Annotated in this window: 16 protein-coding genes and 3 tRNA genes; 4 read left to right on the top strand and 15 right to left on the bottom strand. The window is 37.0% G+C overall.

The genetic code is table 11. The features are described 5' to 3' along the window. Nucleotides 1-77: 77 nt before the first annotated feature. The 6 genes from NST66_RS09730 to NST66_RS09705 form a co-directional block, all read right to left on the bottom strand. On the bottom strand, nt 78-1,478 hold the full coding sequence (locus NST66_RS09730) for a Na+/H+ antiporter NhaC family protein (RefSeq protein WP_028413444.1): 1,401 nt from the start codon (nt 1,476-1,478) through the stop codon (nt 78-80). A 215-nt stretch (nt 1,479-1,693) separates the two neighbouring features. Further along, nucleotides 1,694-1,765 (bottom strand) — tRNA-Gly (locus tag NST66_RS09725). Between the two features lie 20 nt (nt 1,766-1,785). Next, nucleotides 1,786-1,867: transfer RNA gene (locus NST66_RS09720), tRNA-Leu, on the bottom strand. A gap of 26 nt (nt 1,868-1,893) precedes the next feature. Next, nucleotides 1,894-1,967 (bottom strand) — tRNA-Trp (locus tag NST66_RS09715). A gap of 239 nt (nt 1,968-2,206) precedes the next feature. Next, nucleotides 2,207-3,601 (bottom strand): phospholipase D-like domain-containing protein, encoded by a 1,395-nt coding sequence (locus NST66_RS09710; RefSeq protein ID WP_445326392.1) that lies wholly within the window; start codon nt 3,599-3,601, stop codon nt 2,207-2,209. A 367-nt stretch (nt 3,602-3,968) separates the two neighbouring features. Beyond that, nucleotides 3,969-4,238: a hypothetical protein gene (locus tag NST66_RS09705; RefSeq protein WP_014460213.1), complete on the bottom strand. Its 270-nt coding sequence runs from the start codon at nt 4,236-4,238 to the stop codon at nt 3,969-3,971. Nucleotides 4,239-4,534: 296 nt separating this feature from the next. On the opposite strand from NST66_RS09705, the gene NST66_RS09700 reads away from it, so the two are divergent. From NST66_RS09700 to NST66_RS09685, 4 genes are all read left to right on the top strand, one after another. Further along, nucleotides 4,535-4,720: a hypothetical protein gene (locus NST66_RS09700; protein ID WP_028413446.1), complete on the top strand. Its 186-nt coding sequence runs from the start codon at nt 4,535-4,537 to the stop codon at nt 4,718-4,720. 22 nt (nt 4,721-4,742) lie between these two features. Further along, entirely contained in the window at nt 4,743-5,864 is a 1,122-nt protein-coding gene (locus tag NST66_RS09695) for a GerAB/ArcD/ProY family transporter (RefSeq protein ID WP_230624625.1), read from the top strand. 96 nt (nt 5,865-5,960) lie between these two features. Beyond that, nucleotides 5,961-6,194: a hypothetical protein gene (locus NST66_RS09690; protein WP_033578905.1), complete on the top strand. Its 234-nt coding sequence runs from the start codon at nt 5,961-5,963 to the stop codon at nt 6,192-6,194. Between the two features lie 25 nt (nt 6,195-6,219). Continuing rightward, a complete protein-coding gene (locus tag NST66_RS09685) occupies nt 6,220-7,347 on the top strand; it encodes a GerAB/ArcD/ProY family transporter (RefSeq protein WP_340843287.1) in 1,128 nt (375 codons plus the stop codon). A gap of 25 nt (nt 7,348-7,372) precedes the next feature. On the opposite strand, the gene NST66_RS09680 is transcribed toward NST66_RS09685, so the two are convergent. From NST66_RS09680 to NST66_RS09640, 9 genes are all read right to left on the bottom strand, one after another. After that, nucleotides 7,373-8,707 carry an FAD-dependent oxidoreductase gene (locus NST66_RS09680; protein WP_340843286.1) on the bottom strand — a complete coding sequence of 445 codons (1,335 nt, stop codon included), beginning with the start codon at nt 8,705-8,707 and terminating at the stop codon, nt 7,373-7,375. A 240-nt stretch (nt 8,708-8,947) separates the two neighbouring features. Then, nucleotides 8,948-9,385 carry a YrvL family regulatory protein gene (locus NST66_RS09675; RefSeq protein ID WP_033578903.1) on the bottom strand — a complete coding sequence of 146 codons (438 nt, stop codon included), beginning with the start codon at nt 9,383-9,385 and terminating at the stop codon, nt 8,948-8,950. Nucleotides 9,386-9,682: 297 nt separating this feature from the next. Then, entirely contained in the window at nt 9,683-11,764 is a 2,082-nt protein-coding gene (locus tag NST66_RS09670; protein WP_340843285.1) for a DNA topoisomerase III, read from the bottom strand. A 127-nt stretch (nt 11,765-11,891) separates the two neighbouring features. After that, nucleotides 11,892-13,544 carry a DUF2339 domain-containing protein gene (locus NST66_RS09665; protein WP_033578901.1) on the bottom strand — a complete coding sequence of 551 codons (1,653 nt, stop codon included), beginning with the start codon at nt 13,542-13,544 and terminating at the stop codon, nt 11,892-11,894. A gap of 173 nt (nt 13,545-13,717) precedes the next feature. Next, a complete protein-coding gene (locus NST66_RS09660) occupies nt 13,718-13,954 on the bottom strand; it encodes a hypothetical protein (RefSeq protein WP_098627183.1) in 237 nt (78 codons plus the stop codon). A gap of 101 nt (nt 13,955-14,055) precedes the next feature. After that, entirely contained in the window at nt 14,056-14,499 is a 444-nt protein-coding gene (locus NST66_RS09655) for a hypothetical protein (protein ID WP_033578900.1), read from the bottom strand. Between the two features lie 151 nt (nt 14,500-14,650). Further along, nucleotides 14,651-15,679, bottom strand: a complete 1,029-nt coding sequence (gene splB / locus NST66_RS09650; RefSeq protein ID WP_025752275.1) for a spore photoproduct lyase — start codon at nt 15,677-15,679, stop codon at nt 14,651-14,653. Nucleotides 15,680-15,791: 112 nt separating this feature from the next. After that, nucleotides 15,792-16,040 carry a transcriptional regulator SplA domain-containing protein gene (locus NST66_RS09645; protein WP_436669254.1) on the bottom strand — a complete coding sequence of 83 codons (249 nt, stop codon included), beginning with the start codon at nt 16,038-16,040 and terminating at the stop codon, nt 15,792-15,794. A gap of 85 nt (nt 16,041-16,125) precedes the next feature. Continuing rightward, on the bottom strand, nt 16,126-17,085 hold the full coding sequence (locus NST66_RS09640) for a LacI family DNA-binding transcriptional regulator (RefSeq protein WP_034265859.1): 960 nt from the start codon (nt 17,083-17,085) through the stop codon (nt 16,126-16,128). Nucleotides 17,086-17,203: the final 118 nt, after the last annotated feature.

Raw genomic sequence — 17,203 nt, 5'->3', positions numbered from 1 at the left:
TGCCTGTCATTAGGACTGTATGCATACTTTAAATTAAAAAAAATGAAAAATTGATACTAGACGGCTATTTTTCTCATTCAAAATAAGAAAGATACAACAAGATAGAAAGCAACTGTTATTCCCGCTGCAATTAAAGCTGGCTTTAATTTATACTTGGCATATTCAATAACAGATAAATCTAATATTTTGGCAATGGTATTCGTATCGTCGCTTAAAGGTGAAGAAAACGCTCCAAAGGAACCGCTCGCAAACACCGCACCGATAATTAAAGGCAAAGAAAGATCTGCAGAACTTGCAAGCGATACGCCAAGCGGCATTAAAATCCCCCACGTTCCCCAAGCAGATCCGATAAAGTAAGAAATAGCGGCTCCAAAGATAAACATGAACGGAGTGACAAACATTTGAGGAATCCACTTAGAATGTGCCGTCACGAAATTTGAAAAACCTAAGTCTTCTGTCACAGCGGATAATCCCCATACTACCGATAACAACAAAATAACGGACATCAAGTCATTGCCTCCTGTGATAAAACCATTAAGCAAATTCTGTAATGTAAAGCGCTGAAACAAGAAAAAAATGAGGGTAATTAACGTAGTCATAATTAAAGCTACTACCATCGCTTCTAACACGTCTGCTTTAATAAATGCTTCAAAAAAGGTGTGACTCTTACGATGTCCACTCCACCATGTTAAAAGTAAGGTAAGTGAAATCACAACAAGTAAAGGTACTAACAAATTCCAAGGCTTAGAAGGCAAATCCTTCGATACGCAAGGATGACAATCATGCCAATCTTTTTCGTCTTCTTCCTCGAGCTTCATAGGAGCCGTAGACGTTGAATGATGAAAAAAGCTGAAATAAATCCCTACTAAAATAATCACAATCGAAAAGAAATTATAAGGAATGCTTTGAATAAACAAAGAATAAGCGTCTTGTTTTATGCCTTGATGATCAATTGCCATTTGAATGATTGAGACCATATATCCTACAAATGCCGTTGCCACGGGAATTAAGACGATAACAGGAGTAGCAGTTGTTTCAATAACAAACCCTAGCTCTGCTGTCGTCATTTTCACTTTTTTCAGCAGCGCTCTCATAATGGGCGCGATCGTCACAAAACGAAATGTGGGAGCACTGAAGGTTCCAATGGTTGAAACATAGGTTAAAATAAGAGCTTTTTTTCTTGTATCAATTCTTTCTGCAGCTGTTTCCACAAAACCTTTAACTCCTCCAGCCATCTTAATCATTCCGATAAGCCCTGAAAACGCGTATAAAAAGACAACGATTTCTATATTACTTTTATTTCTAAGAGCTTGTACAACGTAGTGAAGTAACTTTTCAACACCTCCGACAATCGAATGATCAATCAAATAAGCGCCTACTAATAAGCCTAAAAACAACCCTGGCAGCACTTGTTTGGTGAAAATAGCTATTGGAATAACAATTAAAAACGGTATAATTGAAAACCAACTAGATTCCATAGGACTCTCCCCTATCTTAAAAACCATATTAGACGTCTTCACGTATCGTTCATTAGCTTTTAATGTAACCCCAATAATATGTGTATATTCACGAAAACGATACGTATAAGCAGCACTGATTGAATAAACTATTTCTAATTAAAAACAGCATAGTAAAAATCTTTATTTCTACAACAAAAAAAGCAGTTTGCACATGCAAACTGCTTTTGAAAAGAAGCGGAAGACGAGGTTCGAACTCGCGACCCCCACCTTGGCAAGGTGGTGTTCTACCACTGAACTACTTCCGCGCAATATATAAAAGTAAAGATACGGGTGAAGGGACTTGAACCCCCACGTCATAAGACACTAGATCCTAAGTCTAGCGCGTCTGCCAATTCCGCCACACCCGCGTGTGAATTGAAAAATAACTCCAAAATGGCAGGGGCAGTAGGAATCGAACCCACACTGACGGTTTTGGAGACCGTAGTTCTACCTTTAAACTATGCCCCTAGAAATGATTTCTTCAAAAGAACCTCGTTTATTGACGACGCTATATTATAATAAAACATATATGGAATTTCGTCAATAGGTCTTTTTATGAATCATGACTAGTACTGGCGACTTCAAAAAAAACTGTGAGGCATATCACAGCTTTTCACACTTCCCACCCCCAGTTGCAGCACCTTTTATCCTCTACCATTTATTTTTATAAGCTTTCTGCAAAAGCACTTTTTAGGAAAAGTGCAGAACTATACAAAATGTCTCCAAAATCGCGTGAAGACTGAAAGAATATGGAGGAGTGCAGATTTTACAGGAGGCACGTTTTTTTGAGAATCCGTATTAAAATCCACAGGTTCCCCCTCATTTCCCACAAGCGTACTGTGAGAAATTTTAGTTTCAATAGCCCCTGTTAGCTCGGCTGCAAATTCTTCACTATCTATCATAACCATAGATTCAGTATTTAAAAATACAGAACGTGAATCTAAGTTAAAAGAACCAACTGCGCTCAAACGCTGGTCGTAAACAACGGATTTCCCGTGAATGGAATAAGGCTGTTGATATTCATAAAGCTTTGAAGCCGCTTTTATGACGCGATTTTTCACTCCTAAGTATGCAGAAAAAGCCATAGCATTCGGAGTGGACGTAATAGAATTCGTTAAAATAATTCTTTGCACTTTAGATTTTACTGACTTATCTATATACTGTTCCATCTCTTTTGTTGGTACAATATAAGGACTTTGAATGACAATGGATTTTTCAGCTTGCTCGGAAAGCTTAATAAACGTTTTCCATATAAAAGGGCTTTTATTCATTCTTTGAATAGGATTTGTAATAAAAGAAACCTTTCTTGTAGGCATCGTTGATTCTCTCCATACAATATAGGGATGGACAAAGGGTTCGTTTGCCTTTTTGGCCTCTTCGTATTGATCTATTAACAATTTCTTTCCTGAAAGGCCACGAAATTGTTTAGTTTTCTTGAGCTTTGGAAAAGCTTTGCGCGTATACGGGTGGTTCCATAATTTCTCTACATACTTCTCCATTGAGAGAATGACACTATTACTTTCTTGCTTTGTATTATAAATCAGCACATCACGGTCATAGACAAAATTTTTATCCGGTTGACTGGCCAAGTATTTATCTCCAATATTTCGTCCTCCACTAATACCTAATTGGCCATCGACTACTATTATTTTATCGTGAAGACGGTTATGCCATGTCCAAGGTTTAAGAATAGTAAAGGGCTCATAGTACTTTAATTCAATATTACTGTGGAAAGCTAGAGCATAAAGAACATTTTTTCTCTTGCCTTTTAACCCATGAGAGATCCCGTCTAACAGCACTCGAATACGTATACCTCGGTCCGCAGCTTCGAATAAAGCACCCATAAGTAAATCCGACGAACGACCTTTGCCGATGGAAAAGTACGCAATATCGATTGTATGCCTCGCTTCTTGAATCATCTGCATCCGAACAAGTCCTGAAAAATAACCGTTTTCCAAAAGCATAACGCGGTCTGTGGATTCTTTCTTTCCGTAAAAATTCTCAGTATTCATTACTTTTAAGTCTTTTCCCTTGTGCAAAGGGACATAAAACAGTACCAATGCAGTTACGAATACATATATGAAGTACAATACGACAATCATTATTAGTATATTTATTAGCATGTTTCCTGTCACAATCCCTTTCCATTCTTATCGTTCTGTTTTTATTAGGATTCTTACTTTTTTAACTTCTATACCTTTTAAAATAAGAATGGAACGATGGATTATTTGTTACACTACTGTTGATTTCCGTGCAAGCCTTCGCTTCCGCTCCTGCAGGGTCTCACCTATTCTGTTTTCCCTATAGGAGCCTTCGCCTTGCCCTCTAAACAACTGCTAGAAGCTATTATATACACGAAACCTACATTCACTCTGCCAATAAAAAAAAGCAGAAGTTCATTATCTTCTGCTTTTGCAATTTATACCCTATTGTGAACCTGCTCTAAGTGTAAGTAAAACAGCGGCTCTTTTATTGATTAAGGTCGTTTTCCATATCTTTTATGTCTTGCTGAAACTCAGTTAAACGCTGGCGCTGTGTTTCAGAAGCATTTTCAAGCGCATTCTCGATTTGCTGAGAGGCTTCGTTCACTTCACCTATCGCTTGCTTCGCTTCATGTCCATAGGATGCATCATTTTTAGCTTCATTTGCCTGTTCATATGCATCTACTGCTTCTTTATGCCCCTGCTGTGCTGCTTGAAACGATTGTTGTTTATCTTTGTTATATGGGAATTTTTTCATCATAGTGCTCCTTTCCATTTGTTCACTCTATAGTGTGGCATTTTTCCACTTATTCATACGACGTTTCAATAGGTTGAAGCTGCGTAAATATTCCGCATAACAACTTCCTTTATTATTTAAGAGCGTCCAATGATATCTTTTATCCCTTGAAATACTTTCTATATTTTACATAAATGTATAATCACTTTCTTTAGCGGACATCATACGAATAGCTTATTTGAACGTCAAAATATATTGGGGTTGACTGCATGCACTTGTTTCTTTCCTTTTTGATCATTTGTGCAGGGATTATATGGATGGAAATAAAAAGATTACCTCAACACTCTCATAAAAAAGAACGGAAAATTTTTATTGTATTCATGACAATCAGTATCATGATCGCTCTTGCAAAAATCTTTCGGCTGCCTCTACCGAACCCTTCTGATTGGGTAGAAGCAATGTTTCAGCCTTTAAGTCACTTATTATTCCGTTGGATCACTTAATTCGTGTATATGGCAAAAGGATGTGCTCATTTTGCTTAATGAAATCAATATTTCGGCTGCGCAATTTCGCAAGCTAGTAACTTTATATAGCATCGGAAGCACAATTATTGTTGTGCCTGCCGCTATTACGGCTGATGCTCATCAAGATGCCTGGATTGCAGCACTTTTTGGTGTAGCATCAGGAATTGGCTTAGTTTTGCTTTTTACCTCACTTGGAAAAATGTTTCCAACGCTTACGCTGATGGAAATGAACGAAAAAATTTTAGGTAAACTGTTTGGAAAGATTGTTTCTGCTGTTTTTGTATTATCCAATTTGTTTATCAGCAGTCAAGTTCTTTACTATGTAGGGAATTTTCTCACTACACAAATTCTTCCCTACACGCCGCTTACAGCCATCCACATTGCATTTATGGGTGTGGTTATCGTAGGAGTACGCCTAGGAATAGAAGTTATTGCACGAAGTGCCGAGATTTTATTCCCTTGGTTTGTCGGATTATTCGGACTTCTGATTTTGTCTATGATTCCGCAAATTAAAATAGAGCATATTCAGCCTGTGCTTGAAATACATCCAAAAGCTTTTATTCGGGCTGTTTTAACGTTTTTAAGCATGAGTTCTTTGACTTATACGATTTTGCTTATGATTTTTCCTTCTCATACACCAGACACAAAAAAGTCCACTCAATCTTTTTATATAGGGAATATAGCCGGTGGACTAGTGATGGTTACGTTAATCTTACTCGGAATTTTAGTGCTTGGTCCTTATTACTCCCAAATCACCATGTTTCCAAGCTATGAATTAGGAAGAAGAATTGATGTAGGAAACTTTCTTCAAGGAATTGAAGTAGTCATTGCTATTTTGTGGTTTATTACTCTCTTTTTTAAGCTTTGCATTTACTTTTACGCTACTCTTTTGGGGTTTGCCAATGTATTTCATATAAAGGACTACAAGCTATTTTCTTTTCCAGTCGCACTCATCATGATTACACTTTCCCTTATTGTATATCCAAGCGTTTCTTATCAAAAAGATTGGGATACAAAAACGTGGATTCCCTACAGCTTACTTGTAGGCATCTTATATCCGCTTTTCCTTTTAATTGCAGGATTTATTCAAAACAAAAAGCAGCATTCTTCTAACAGCGACTAAAAAATCAAAAACCTTTAATAGAGAATGCACCTTCAGTATAAGTAGTTATTTTTCTGGAAAATATAACATTAATTATTCATGTATAGGAGCTAGTCTATGCTAGGGGTATTGGGGTTACTTATTGTTTGCACGCTCGTCATTTGGTTTGAAGTACCTAACTTACGGCAAAAAAAAGCGAAGAAAGAATTATGGCTATTCTACACAGTTCTTGCAATTGGAACGTCCGTAAGCATCTGTAAAGCACTGGGTTTGTATGTTCCAAATCCTTCTGATTTATCAGCTGCTATCTTTAGACCAATCAGCATATTTTTACTTCATTTATTATCTTAATACGTAAGACGAGGAAGTGAATACCGTGAAACCTGTAGTTAAAATTTCAACGATTCAATTTCGCATGCTCGTCATGCTTTATACAATTGGAAGCACAATTGTTATTGCTCCAGCGGCTATGACTGTTGATTCTAAGCAAACTGCTTGGATTCCGGCTATTCTCGGAGTAGCATGCGGATTTGTATTAGTGAAAGTATATATAGCTCTCGGACTTTTATTTAAAGATAAAAATCTGGTAGAAATCAATGATGTAGTATTTGGAAAATATCTAGGAAAAGGTGTATCTTGTTTATTTGTCCTATCTACTGTCATAACGTGCAGCCGCATTGTATACTACGTCGGGAGTTTTTTAAATACCCATATTATGATGGAAACGCCGCTGCTTGCTATTCATATTATTTTTATGCTTGTAGTTGTGTTCAGGGCAAGACTCGGGCTAGAAACAATTGCACGCTGCTGTGAAATCTTTTTCCCGTGGTTTGTTGGCCTTCTCGGAATTTTTATTTTTTCACTAACTCCTCAAATGAAACTTGAAAATCTTATGCCTTTAATGGACATTCACTTAAAACCGCTGACTCATTCGGTTCTTATCTTTCTTAGCATTACTTATTTTACTTTTGCTCCTTTGATGATGATTTTCCCCCTTCATTTAAGAAAACCTGAAAAAGGAGCTAAAGCTTTAATGAGCGGCAGCCTGCTAGGTGGATTTATTATGGTAATTGTTATTTTTTCTTGTATAATCGTTATTGGTTCTTATCATTCTTCAACTACCATGTTTCCCGTATATGAAATGGCTAAGCGAATTGAGGTGGGAAATTTTTTGCAAGGAATCGAGGTAATTATTGCCATTATATGGTTTCTTACTCTTTTCTTTAAAGTTTCTCTTTATTTTCATGCTTCCATCGCTGGACTTTGTCATATTTTTAACATCAATGAAACTCGATTTCTAACGTTACCGATGGGATTAATTGTTACGACTTTTTCCATTATTGTGTACCCAACCATTACCTATCAAAAAACATGGTTAGCCGAAACGTGGATTCCCTATAGTTTTTTGATGGGAGCTTTATATCCTTTTATTCTTCTTATCATAGGATGGATTCGTTTTAAACCAGCTAAAATAAAAATAAAAAAGATAATAAAATCCACATAAAAAAAGCAGGTAGTCACCTGCTTTTTTATGCTTGAAGCGCTTGAAGCCCTGCTTGGTTTAAGAAATGCCAAGGCTTATTAAAGTGGGGTTGAAAGAAAAAGTCCATAAAGCCAAGCTCATCGATCGTCATTTCCTGCTGTACGCATACGGACAATGTATTAATTGCTTGAGTAGCATCAATTTTAGAAATAACCTGTGCACCTACAATTCGTCTCGTTTCTTCTTCATATACTACTTTTAACGTAATATTTTCGTACGTTGGCATGAATTCTGGTCGGTTATTTTCTGATATTGTGATACTTTTCACATTCATATCAAAAAGAGAAGCCGCTGTTTCAGTTATGCCGGTAGATGCAACATTGTAATCATAAATATGCAAGCCTGATGTTCCTTGTGTTCCCATATACTTGATCGTCGGTTTAACAAGGTTTTGAGCAACTAATGTTCCCATTCTAACCGCATTTGTAGCAAGCGGAATATAGGCATGTTTCTTAATCGGATTGTAGTAAATCGCACAGCTATCTCCGGCCGCAAATATATCTTTTTTGCTTGTTTGCATATATTCATCAACCACAATTGCGCCGTTTGGAAGCATGTCTACCTGCCCTTTTACTAAGTCTGTGTTTGGACGAAAGCCAACACACAAAATAACAAGATCCGCTTCATATTCACCTGCAGTTGTCACTACTTTTTCAACAGATCCATCGCTGCCTGCAAATTTAGTAACCGCTTGGTTTAATGCTAATGTAACTCCCCGCTTTTTAAATTCCGTTTCCATCAAGCTTGTAAACTCTGGATCAAGATATTTATTTAAAATACGATCAGCACTATCAATGAACGTGACTTCTTTTCCATACACTTCAAAGGCTTCTACTAATTCTGCACCAATATAACCCGCACCAATTACGGCGATTTTTTTTGCTTGTTTTGCTTTTTCGATAATGTGATTAGCATGCTGATAGTTTTTACAAAGCACAACATTATTTAAATCGATGCCTTCAAGGTTTGGAATAATCGGCCATGATCCAGTCGTCATCACTAATTTATCAAATGTATCTTCAAATTCTTCGTTTGTTTCTAAGTTTCGCACCGCTATTTTTTTGTCTTCTGTATCAATATTCGTCACTTCATGTTTCATTTTCATATTTACACCCATCTCTTGCAATTCAGACGGTGAAGAGTAAAATAAACCATTTGCATCTTTTACGACCCCGCCTACATAGAGCGCAATTCCACAAGACAAAAATGAAACATTATCATTTCGCTCATAAACTGTAATTTTAGCTTCTGGATAAAGTGCTGCCATATTTTTCACTGCTGCTGTTCCTGCATGTGTACACCCTACTACTGCAATTTTCATAGATGATATCCCCCTTAGGATTATAGAAAATATAATTTGTGAAGTTTTTCACATATATTGTGAAATGTTTCACATATCTTTTACAATTCTTATTATACAAACATGTTTGTTCTTTTTCAAGAGATATGTGAAAAAAATCACATACTTTTTTAAAAAAATATGTTACAGAGTTCTTTAAATAGCATTGAAGCTTGATATGATGCACTTTTTTTGTTGATGCGCTGCTGATGAACAATTTCATCAGCTTGTTTTTTTACGTAGAAACTCACTATCCAATGCACTCTCTAACAAAAAAAATAAACCGGATAAAATAATCATCGCTAAAATAGATACACGGATTCCGCTTACAAGCAAGTCTGCTATATAAACCGATAGAAAAGTAAAAAATATGTCCACAAAAGCTGCAGATGCTACAAATAATACTCTGTTCATCCTAGCATTCTTCATTAAAAAAATAAGCGCCTTTGAAAAAAGCTCTGTGATAGAGCCAAACACAAAAATAAAAAATAGAAATAAACATATGGCCCAGTAAGAGTCATACTCCACTCCCATCACTCTAAGGAAGCCTATAAAACCAAAAAAGTAGCTTCCCATTAAGATAGCTAAAATGATTAGTACCATCGCTCCTGCTATAAAGAACGCAATTAAACGATCCATTCCCTTGCTTTTTCTTTTCATTGTTCCATGCCACCTTACTTATGATTCAATCCGTATTATACCAAAAAGAGGACGAGACATAACGAAACGAATCCATTCTAAAAACAAACAACTAGTACACATGAGCGGAGTCACTTTGGACACCGCCTTTGATTTCCGTGCAAGACTTCGCCTTGTCCTCCAATCAACTGCTAGAAAGACCTACACACGAAACCTACATTTACCACAACAAAAAAACGAACCACGAATCAAACATCTTGATCAATGGTTCGTTTTTCACTTTGTCTAAAATCTTTTTGTCCTAGTCTCTTTTCTACTTTACTTATCTTTTTTATCTTGAAGAGCTTGTTTTAAAGCATCTCCCAAGCTTGAACCAAATGCTCCGTCATCGTTGTATTTGTTAAGAAGCTTTCGTTCTTCTCGTTTTGAAATCTTTTTCTTTTTATCCTCGGCTTTTTCCACTACTTGACATGAACGGCATTGGAAATACGTACCTGCTTTTCCTGAATGAATTTCCATTCGTTTATGACACTGCGGACAGCGTCGGTTCGATAGTTTAGGGTCTTTTGCGCGTCTATAGCTGCACTCAAGGCTTGAACAAACGAGCACTCTTCCTTGCTTTGTTTTCTTTTCTTTTAAGAACGAACCGCATTCCGGACATTTAGAGCCCGTTAAATTATGAGGTTTGTACGTTTGATTACTTGTTTTTACTTGCTTGACTAGCTTTTCTGTTTGTTCGCGAATATTCGTTAAAAACTCTTTTGCATTTCCTTTTCCTTTAGCAATTGCTTCTAAGTCACGTTCCCATTTAGCCGTAAGCTCAGGAGACTTTAACTCGTCTGCTACTAAGTCAATCAGCTGCTTTCCTTTTTTTGTTGCGTGCAGACGGTTATTTTGGCGATCAATGGATTCGTTTTGCAGAAGTTTTTCAATAATATCTGCGCGTGTTGCCGGCGTACCTAAGTTGTGTTTTTCCATTTGTCCAAGAAGATCGGCTTCTGTATAGCGCTGCGGCGGCTCTGTAAATGCACTTTTCATCGTTACATTTTGAATGAGCAGCTTGCTGCCTTCTTTCATATCAGGCAGCTTCACCGTTGCTTCTGAGTCTCCACCAGAAACTTTTTTGAAGCCTGCATTCACAACTTGCTTTCCGCTCGCTACCAACAGTTCCCCGTTTACTTCAAGCTCTGCTTTAACCACTTCATACTCATATGCAGGATAAAACAATGAAATAAATCGCTTTGCAATTAAGTCATACAGCTTTCGTTCATCAGCTGATAAGTCCTGTAAAAACACAGGCTGATCCGTTACGATAATCGCATGGTGATCACTTACTTTTTCATTATTAACCACTCGCTTTGGCAGCTGTGCATTTTTTAAAATTGGACGAACTTCTTCTTTATATACAGCAGAGATGCTTTCCAAGCGCTCTTTCATAGTGGAAACCATATCTGTTGTTAAATAACGAGAATCTGTACGTGGATACGTGACTAACTTATGCTGTTCATATAACTTTTGAAGTACATTCAATGTCTTCTTAGCAGAGAAGTTAAAGCGTTTGTTAGCGTCGCGCTGCAGTTCATTTAAGTCATAAGGAAGCGGCTGCGCTTCTTTATGGATTTTACGCTTGATTGTTTTCACAACTGCTTCACCTGATAATTTTGAGTGCAGCTCTTTTGCACGTTTTTCATCAAAAATGCGCTTTTCATCGCCCTTTTGCCAAGCTGCTTCAAACGACGAAAACTGAGCTGTAAGCGTCCAATATTCACTAGGTTTGAATGTGTTAATTACTTGTTCACGCTCAATTATCATCGCAAGCGTCGGTGTTTGTACACGTCCTGCTGATAATGGTTCTTCGTATTTAGTCGTTAACGCTCTCGTTACGTTTAAACCGATAAGCCAATCGGCTTCTGAACGGCAAACTGCTGAATCATACAAACGATTAAACTCTTTTCCTGGTTTTAGCTGTTTAAACCCGTCACGAATCGCTTTGTCCGTTTGAGACGAAATCCAAAGACGTTTAAACGGCTTGTTCCAGCGTACCTTTTCCATAATCCAGCGTGCTACAAGCTCTCCTTCACGCCCTGCATCAGTCGCAATAATTAACTCGCCAATATCCTTTCTTTTTGCTAGATCGGATACTGTACGAAACTGAGAGCTCACTTTACGAATTACTTTTAGTTTCATTTTCTCAGGCATAATTGGCAGATCTTCTAATCGCCATGTTTTATATTGGTTATCATAATCCTCTGGTGTTTGTAATTCAACTAAATGGCCGAGTGCCCATGTTACGACATACTTTGGCCCTTCAATATACCCTTTTTTTGTTTGTGTGCTGCCAAGCACGCGCGCAAGATCACGTGCTACACTTGGCTTTTCTGCTAATACAAGTGATTTCATTTTATGTATACCTCCAATTCACTTGTTCCATTATACATGATTGTATACTTTTTGTACGACTTCAAGATTAAGTTTACATAACCATATTATAATAAATAAAGCTGAAGAATTTCTCTTCAGCTTCTAGCTACTTCTTTTTATAAAATAGTCGCGAGATAATTAAACCGATAGCTCCTAAAACGATAAATAACAAGGCTCGTATAGCCATTGGGATAAAAGGTAAATCATATAAAACGAGTTTAAAAAGTGTTAAGAACAAAATGCCCACGCCGACATATGTTGCTGTTTTAAAATTTCGAAGTGATCCTATTACGAATGCAGCAATGGACAAGCATAGCCAAACGGCCGTCATAATAAGCGTTTGTGTATTAGCGGAAAGATCAGTGGTTCCAGCGACCGTCACTTCCGTTGCAAAAATTAAAGAAAGAATAGAAAAAACAATACTTCCTCCAATTTTGAATGTATCGTGCTCATCTTTTTCTGTTTTTTGAATACTGATCCATACAAATACTAGAATAGAAGCTAACACAACAACCCAATTTAATGTCGGAAGGGACAGCACTTGTTCGATTGGTGTAACTAAGATATACGTGGCACTCAGTATATAAATCGTATAAGAAAACAGTTGATGAAGTAGATTTTTATACGTCATGGCGATATAGTAAACAGCAAGTCCTTGAATCACATATAAAATGACTCCTTCTCTTAAATCGACGAGCTGATGAATAAAAAACGCTACTGCAACAATTAAATAGGTAATAAAAAATTCAAATTTCTCCTTAGAACTTCTTACTGTGTAAACACCTAATGCGTAAATAATAACTAGCGCAAGCAGCACCATGGTGGTCGTGCCATCGTCAAAAACGGCAAGCAGCCAGCCGTACGTAGCTGCTAAACTCGATAGAAGGGTAAACGCATATACTTGGAGTACGGATTGTGATAGAAAAAAGCTAGAAATTAAGCATAAATGCTGAATCAGAATCGCCATACCTAATAACGCTTTTACACCATTATCACCAACAAACGAGTAATAAAGGAGTAGCGTAAGATTTAATAGTACCGCGGAAAGAACATATAAAATTGAATACTTTTGTTTGATTGCCACATATAAAAAGGCAATATACAGAAGCGTTTCATAGCCAATGAAAACCAGAGCATTAGGCGAATTACTTTCAATAAGAAAAGGAACTAGTACGCCTCCAACCGCGCTAATAATCCCTAATGCCTGTGAACGATAAAAGACTGTCGCGATCATCCCTAAGATAATCCAGCTCGTATTTAGTATAAAAGCAAGCGTTGGTCCTGCTAAATGATATAGGCTATGCATCGCAAACGTCGTTAACATGAGAATAGGAATAGCTCCTCCTACAAGTACTTGCCCGAGCACCAGCCTACCCTTTTTGATTTGGAAATGACCTGTTACAGCAAAACCTATCGAAACAACGAAACCGAGAACAACTTTTGCTTTTTCATTCATTAATCCATAGTCAGAGGCTGCTTTAAATCCCCATAGCACGCCAATAATAAATACGAAAATAAAAATTCTCGGCAGCCATGTTTGAAAAAGGACTTTTTCCCAATCAACAGGCTCTTCTATTGCCTGTGAGCTTTTAGCTGCTGTTTGAGCAGGACGTTTAGTCGTCTCCTGGCGCAGCTTGGGAGGAGCGTGAACTGGTGGTCTTGGAGAATTTGTTTTATATACAAGCGACTTTAGCTTGGCTACGTCTTCTTCTAAACTGCTTATTTTTCGTTCAAGCTCTTCTATTCTTTCGTTTTCCATATTTCCTCACCCTTTCTCTTTAAAGTATTTGTGATTTTTATATGTATACCTTACAGCACTTAACTATTATACCATTAAAAGGAATATCACTTAGAAACATTCTATTTTTAGCAAAAAAAAATACAGCGCCCTTTTCAAAAGAAAAGTTCGTTGTATAGGATGTGCTGCCTTTTTTATGTCACTTTCTCGCTGTATGTACTATGAAATCCCGCTTCAATGTGGGCTACTTGAAAGCTATGATGACCAATTAAATATTTAACAATATCCACACGGTCAATTTTAACTGGCTTATTGTTCATTGCTTCTCGCACCATAGATTGAAATGTTTCTTTGCAAAACTTCTTTTCATGAAGCAGAATCGTTTCACAATACTCTTCATGGTCTCCCTCTGAAATACGATAATAATGCATTTCTTTCACCCCTTTTTAATGTTATACCTATTACATACCCCAAATATTGCTATTTTAACAAATTAATTTTATTATTCTTTATTTTTCCATTTGTATATAATTTACAGCGCAACGTTTCGAAACTCATCGTTATAAATGCTAATTTGAAGACGCTGAGAAAAACGTTCTTCTTCAATGTAGGTCTCAGGCATTAATCCAACAGGATATACCCTCGGGTTTTCGCCGCTTCCTAATATGTATACATACATCTTTCCTTCGCTTGTATATCGAACTTTCGTCGAAATACCTCCTTGCCCTTGAAGAGGCGCATAAACCGCTCTTACATTATCTCTAATTTCTTGTACAAATCCATGTAGTTCAACATCCGAATCGTAATAGTGGTTTGCTTCATACAAGCCGTAAATACGAGACTTATCGATATCACATAATATGTTCCAAAATTCAGATAAATCTTCTTGGAACAACACTTGAATAAAATTTCGTGCAGCTTCTTGCTGTTCTTTTGTTAATTCTTTTGTTAGCGCAAACTCTTCATTTTTTAACATCTCAGTCACCTCCCTTATGTATGTAATACGACAAGAGATACAAATAACCTCTTTTTTCAGCTTATTAGCAACCAATTTATTTTTCACATTAAAAATTGAAAAGCTATCTCGACTAAGATGTCAAAATAACTCTTCAATTACTGTAGAATAATTACGTAAAATACTCGATTTTCGCATTTGGAAAATACTGATCAATGTAATATTCCAACGTCTCTCTTAATTCTTGTTCTTCATCTTTTGCGTATACATACTTTCCAATCCCGTAACGCCCCCATTTGTAGCGGCGCTCTTCTTCATTCATCTCAAGCTTTGTTTTCGGATAGTTTTTCTCAATCACCCGTTTGGCCGGCTTGGTAAAGCGATGCTGAATCATTTCAAATGTAATATCATCTCTTGACTCTTCAGGTATAGAAGCATCAAGCTTTTCAAACAGCTGACGGTATCCCTCTTGCCAACCTTCATGGATGTAAATAGGCGCCACAATAAAGCCAAGTGGATATCCGGCTTTTGCAACTTTATTAGCAGCTTCAATCCGGTAATCAAGAGGAGATGTACCAGGTTCAAAGTTTTTTATAACATAATCTGCGTTTATGCTAAAGCGAAAGCGCGTGCGACCATTATGTTTAGCATCCAATAAATGATCCACGTGATGAAACTTAGTCACAAAGCGCAGTTGACCTAGTTCACTTTCCCCAAAATATTCAATTGCGCGCTTTAATGAATGTGTTAAATGATCAATTCCTACGATATCAGATGTACAAGCCGCTTCAAATCGCGTTATTTGAGGGGCTCTTTCCTGCATATATTGCTCTGCTTGACCTAATATTTCTTCCACATTCACGTACGTGCGAATATATGGTTTGCTTCCCATTGTTGTCTGCAAATAACAATAGTGACAGTGCCCCATACACCCTGTTGCAAAAGGTATTGCATATTCAGCTGACGGTTTAGATGTATCAAATTTCAAGGTTTTACGCACACCAACTACTAAAGTAGACTTGGCATTGCGGTATTTTTGCAAATCATTTTTTCCCGGTATATTACGCACTTGATTATGAGAAGTTGTTTGACGAATCTCAATTCCCATCTTCTCAAATTTTTCTTTTAATTGAACACCAAGCGGGTACTCCATTGCTCCTGGCTCAATGTATACTAATTGAGGTACAAAAGGTTTTATCATCATGTACACTTCCTTTTTTCTAATACTAATAGCGTTTGAAAAATAAAAAGACTCTATCCGTGGTAATTATTTTTTAGATCAAAAAAGACTCTCTATTTAAGAGAGCCTTGCGTCAATTATATTGTTCATAATCAAATATCTTGTTATACATGTTCTCTGCTTCTTCATACGTTGAATACACAGCATCATCTTCAGCTAACAAATGATAAGACTCATGCAGAAACAGCGCTTTTTCACCTTTATTTTCAGGATGTTCAACAATTTCAGCTTGATTAATATTGGCAACGTTTGCCGTATGAGGATTTCGGTAAATAACAAATACTTGATCTCCTACTTGATATTCTTTTTTCTCCACGATCATCATCCTTTTCTTTTTTCTTTACTCGTATGATGTCCGCTTTTACTCATTTTATCCGATAAAAACACGCGGTGAGATCATCAAGAATTTATACGCTTTTACGCTCAATAAACCGAAAAGGAAGCTCAATTTTTTGAGGATCCTTGCTCCTGACTAGTTTAAAAAGCGTTTCGCCCATTTCTTTGAGAGGAAGTTCGATCGTTGTGATTTGTAAATAAGAAGAAAGCGGATGATTATCAAAACCAATAATAGCTAAATCGCCTGGAACTGATATACCCGCTTGTTCGCACTGAGCTTTTATACCAATAGCGACTTGATCGTTTGTTACTAAAAGCGCCTGAGGCCGATTTTTCATCTGCACCAATTTTTTCACCACTTTTTCACCATCTGTCACGTTCAAACAGCCTTGAAACACCCATTCCGGATGATAAGGCTCATTTATTCTTTCTACATATTCTTTGTATGCTTGCTGCCTCTGTTGACTATTTGTACCCGTCATTCTTCCAATACAGTAGCCAATATCCGTATATCCTTTTTCTTTTAAATACATGAGCGCTTTCTTAAAAGCTGCATAATGATCAACGTATACGGAGCGAATAGAACGATTTTTTACGTTTTCGCACACGGCTATCGGCCCGTACTGCTGATAATATTCAATCGTGCTCCAGCTGCCTGCTCTAGAACAAATAATCACTCCATCAACCTGCTTTGTTTTTAGCATATGAAGCGCTTCTTCTTCTTTTTTTACATCATAGTTCGTCTGACAAATAACAAGCTGATACTGCTTTTCTAACGCTTGAGAGGCCACTCCTTCTAAAAGCAGACTGAAATAAGGATGATTAATAAAAGGCAAGACGACAGCAATCATATTTGTTTTCCCTTTTGATAAGTGAACGGCATTAATGTTTTGTTCGTAATTAAGTTCTTGAATTACTTCTTCTACCAGACGGCGCTTTTCTTCTTTTACATACGGATGATGATTTAAAACCCGTGACACGGTCGAAACAGATACACCAGCTTTTTTTGCGATATCTCGGATATTTGTCATGTTTTCACCTTTTTCTCTTGCGCTGAAACGCGTTTCATACTTTATTCTCATTATAAAGTGAAACAGCAATAAGCTAAACCCGTTACAATCATGTTTTTATTCACTTATATAAGGAGGT

The sequence above is a fragment of the Priestia sp. FSL W8-0524 genome (genome assembly GCF_038005965.1).
In the GTDB taxonomy this organism is placed as follows: domain Bacteria; phylum Bacillota; class Bacilli; order Bacillales; family Bacillaceae_H; genus Priestia; species Priestia zanthoxyli.
Note: the sequence above shows the minus strand (reverse complement) of the source record. Positions and strands in the feature narration are given on the sequence as shown.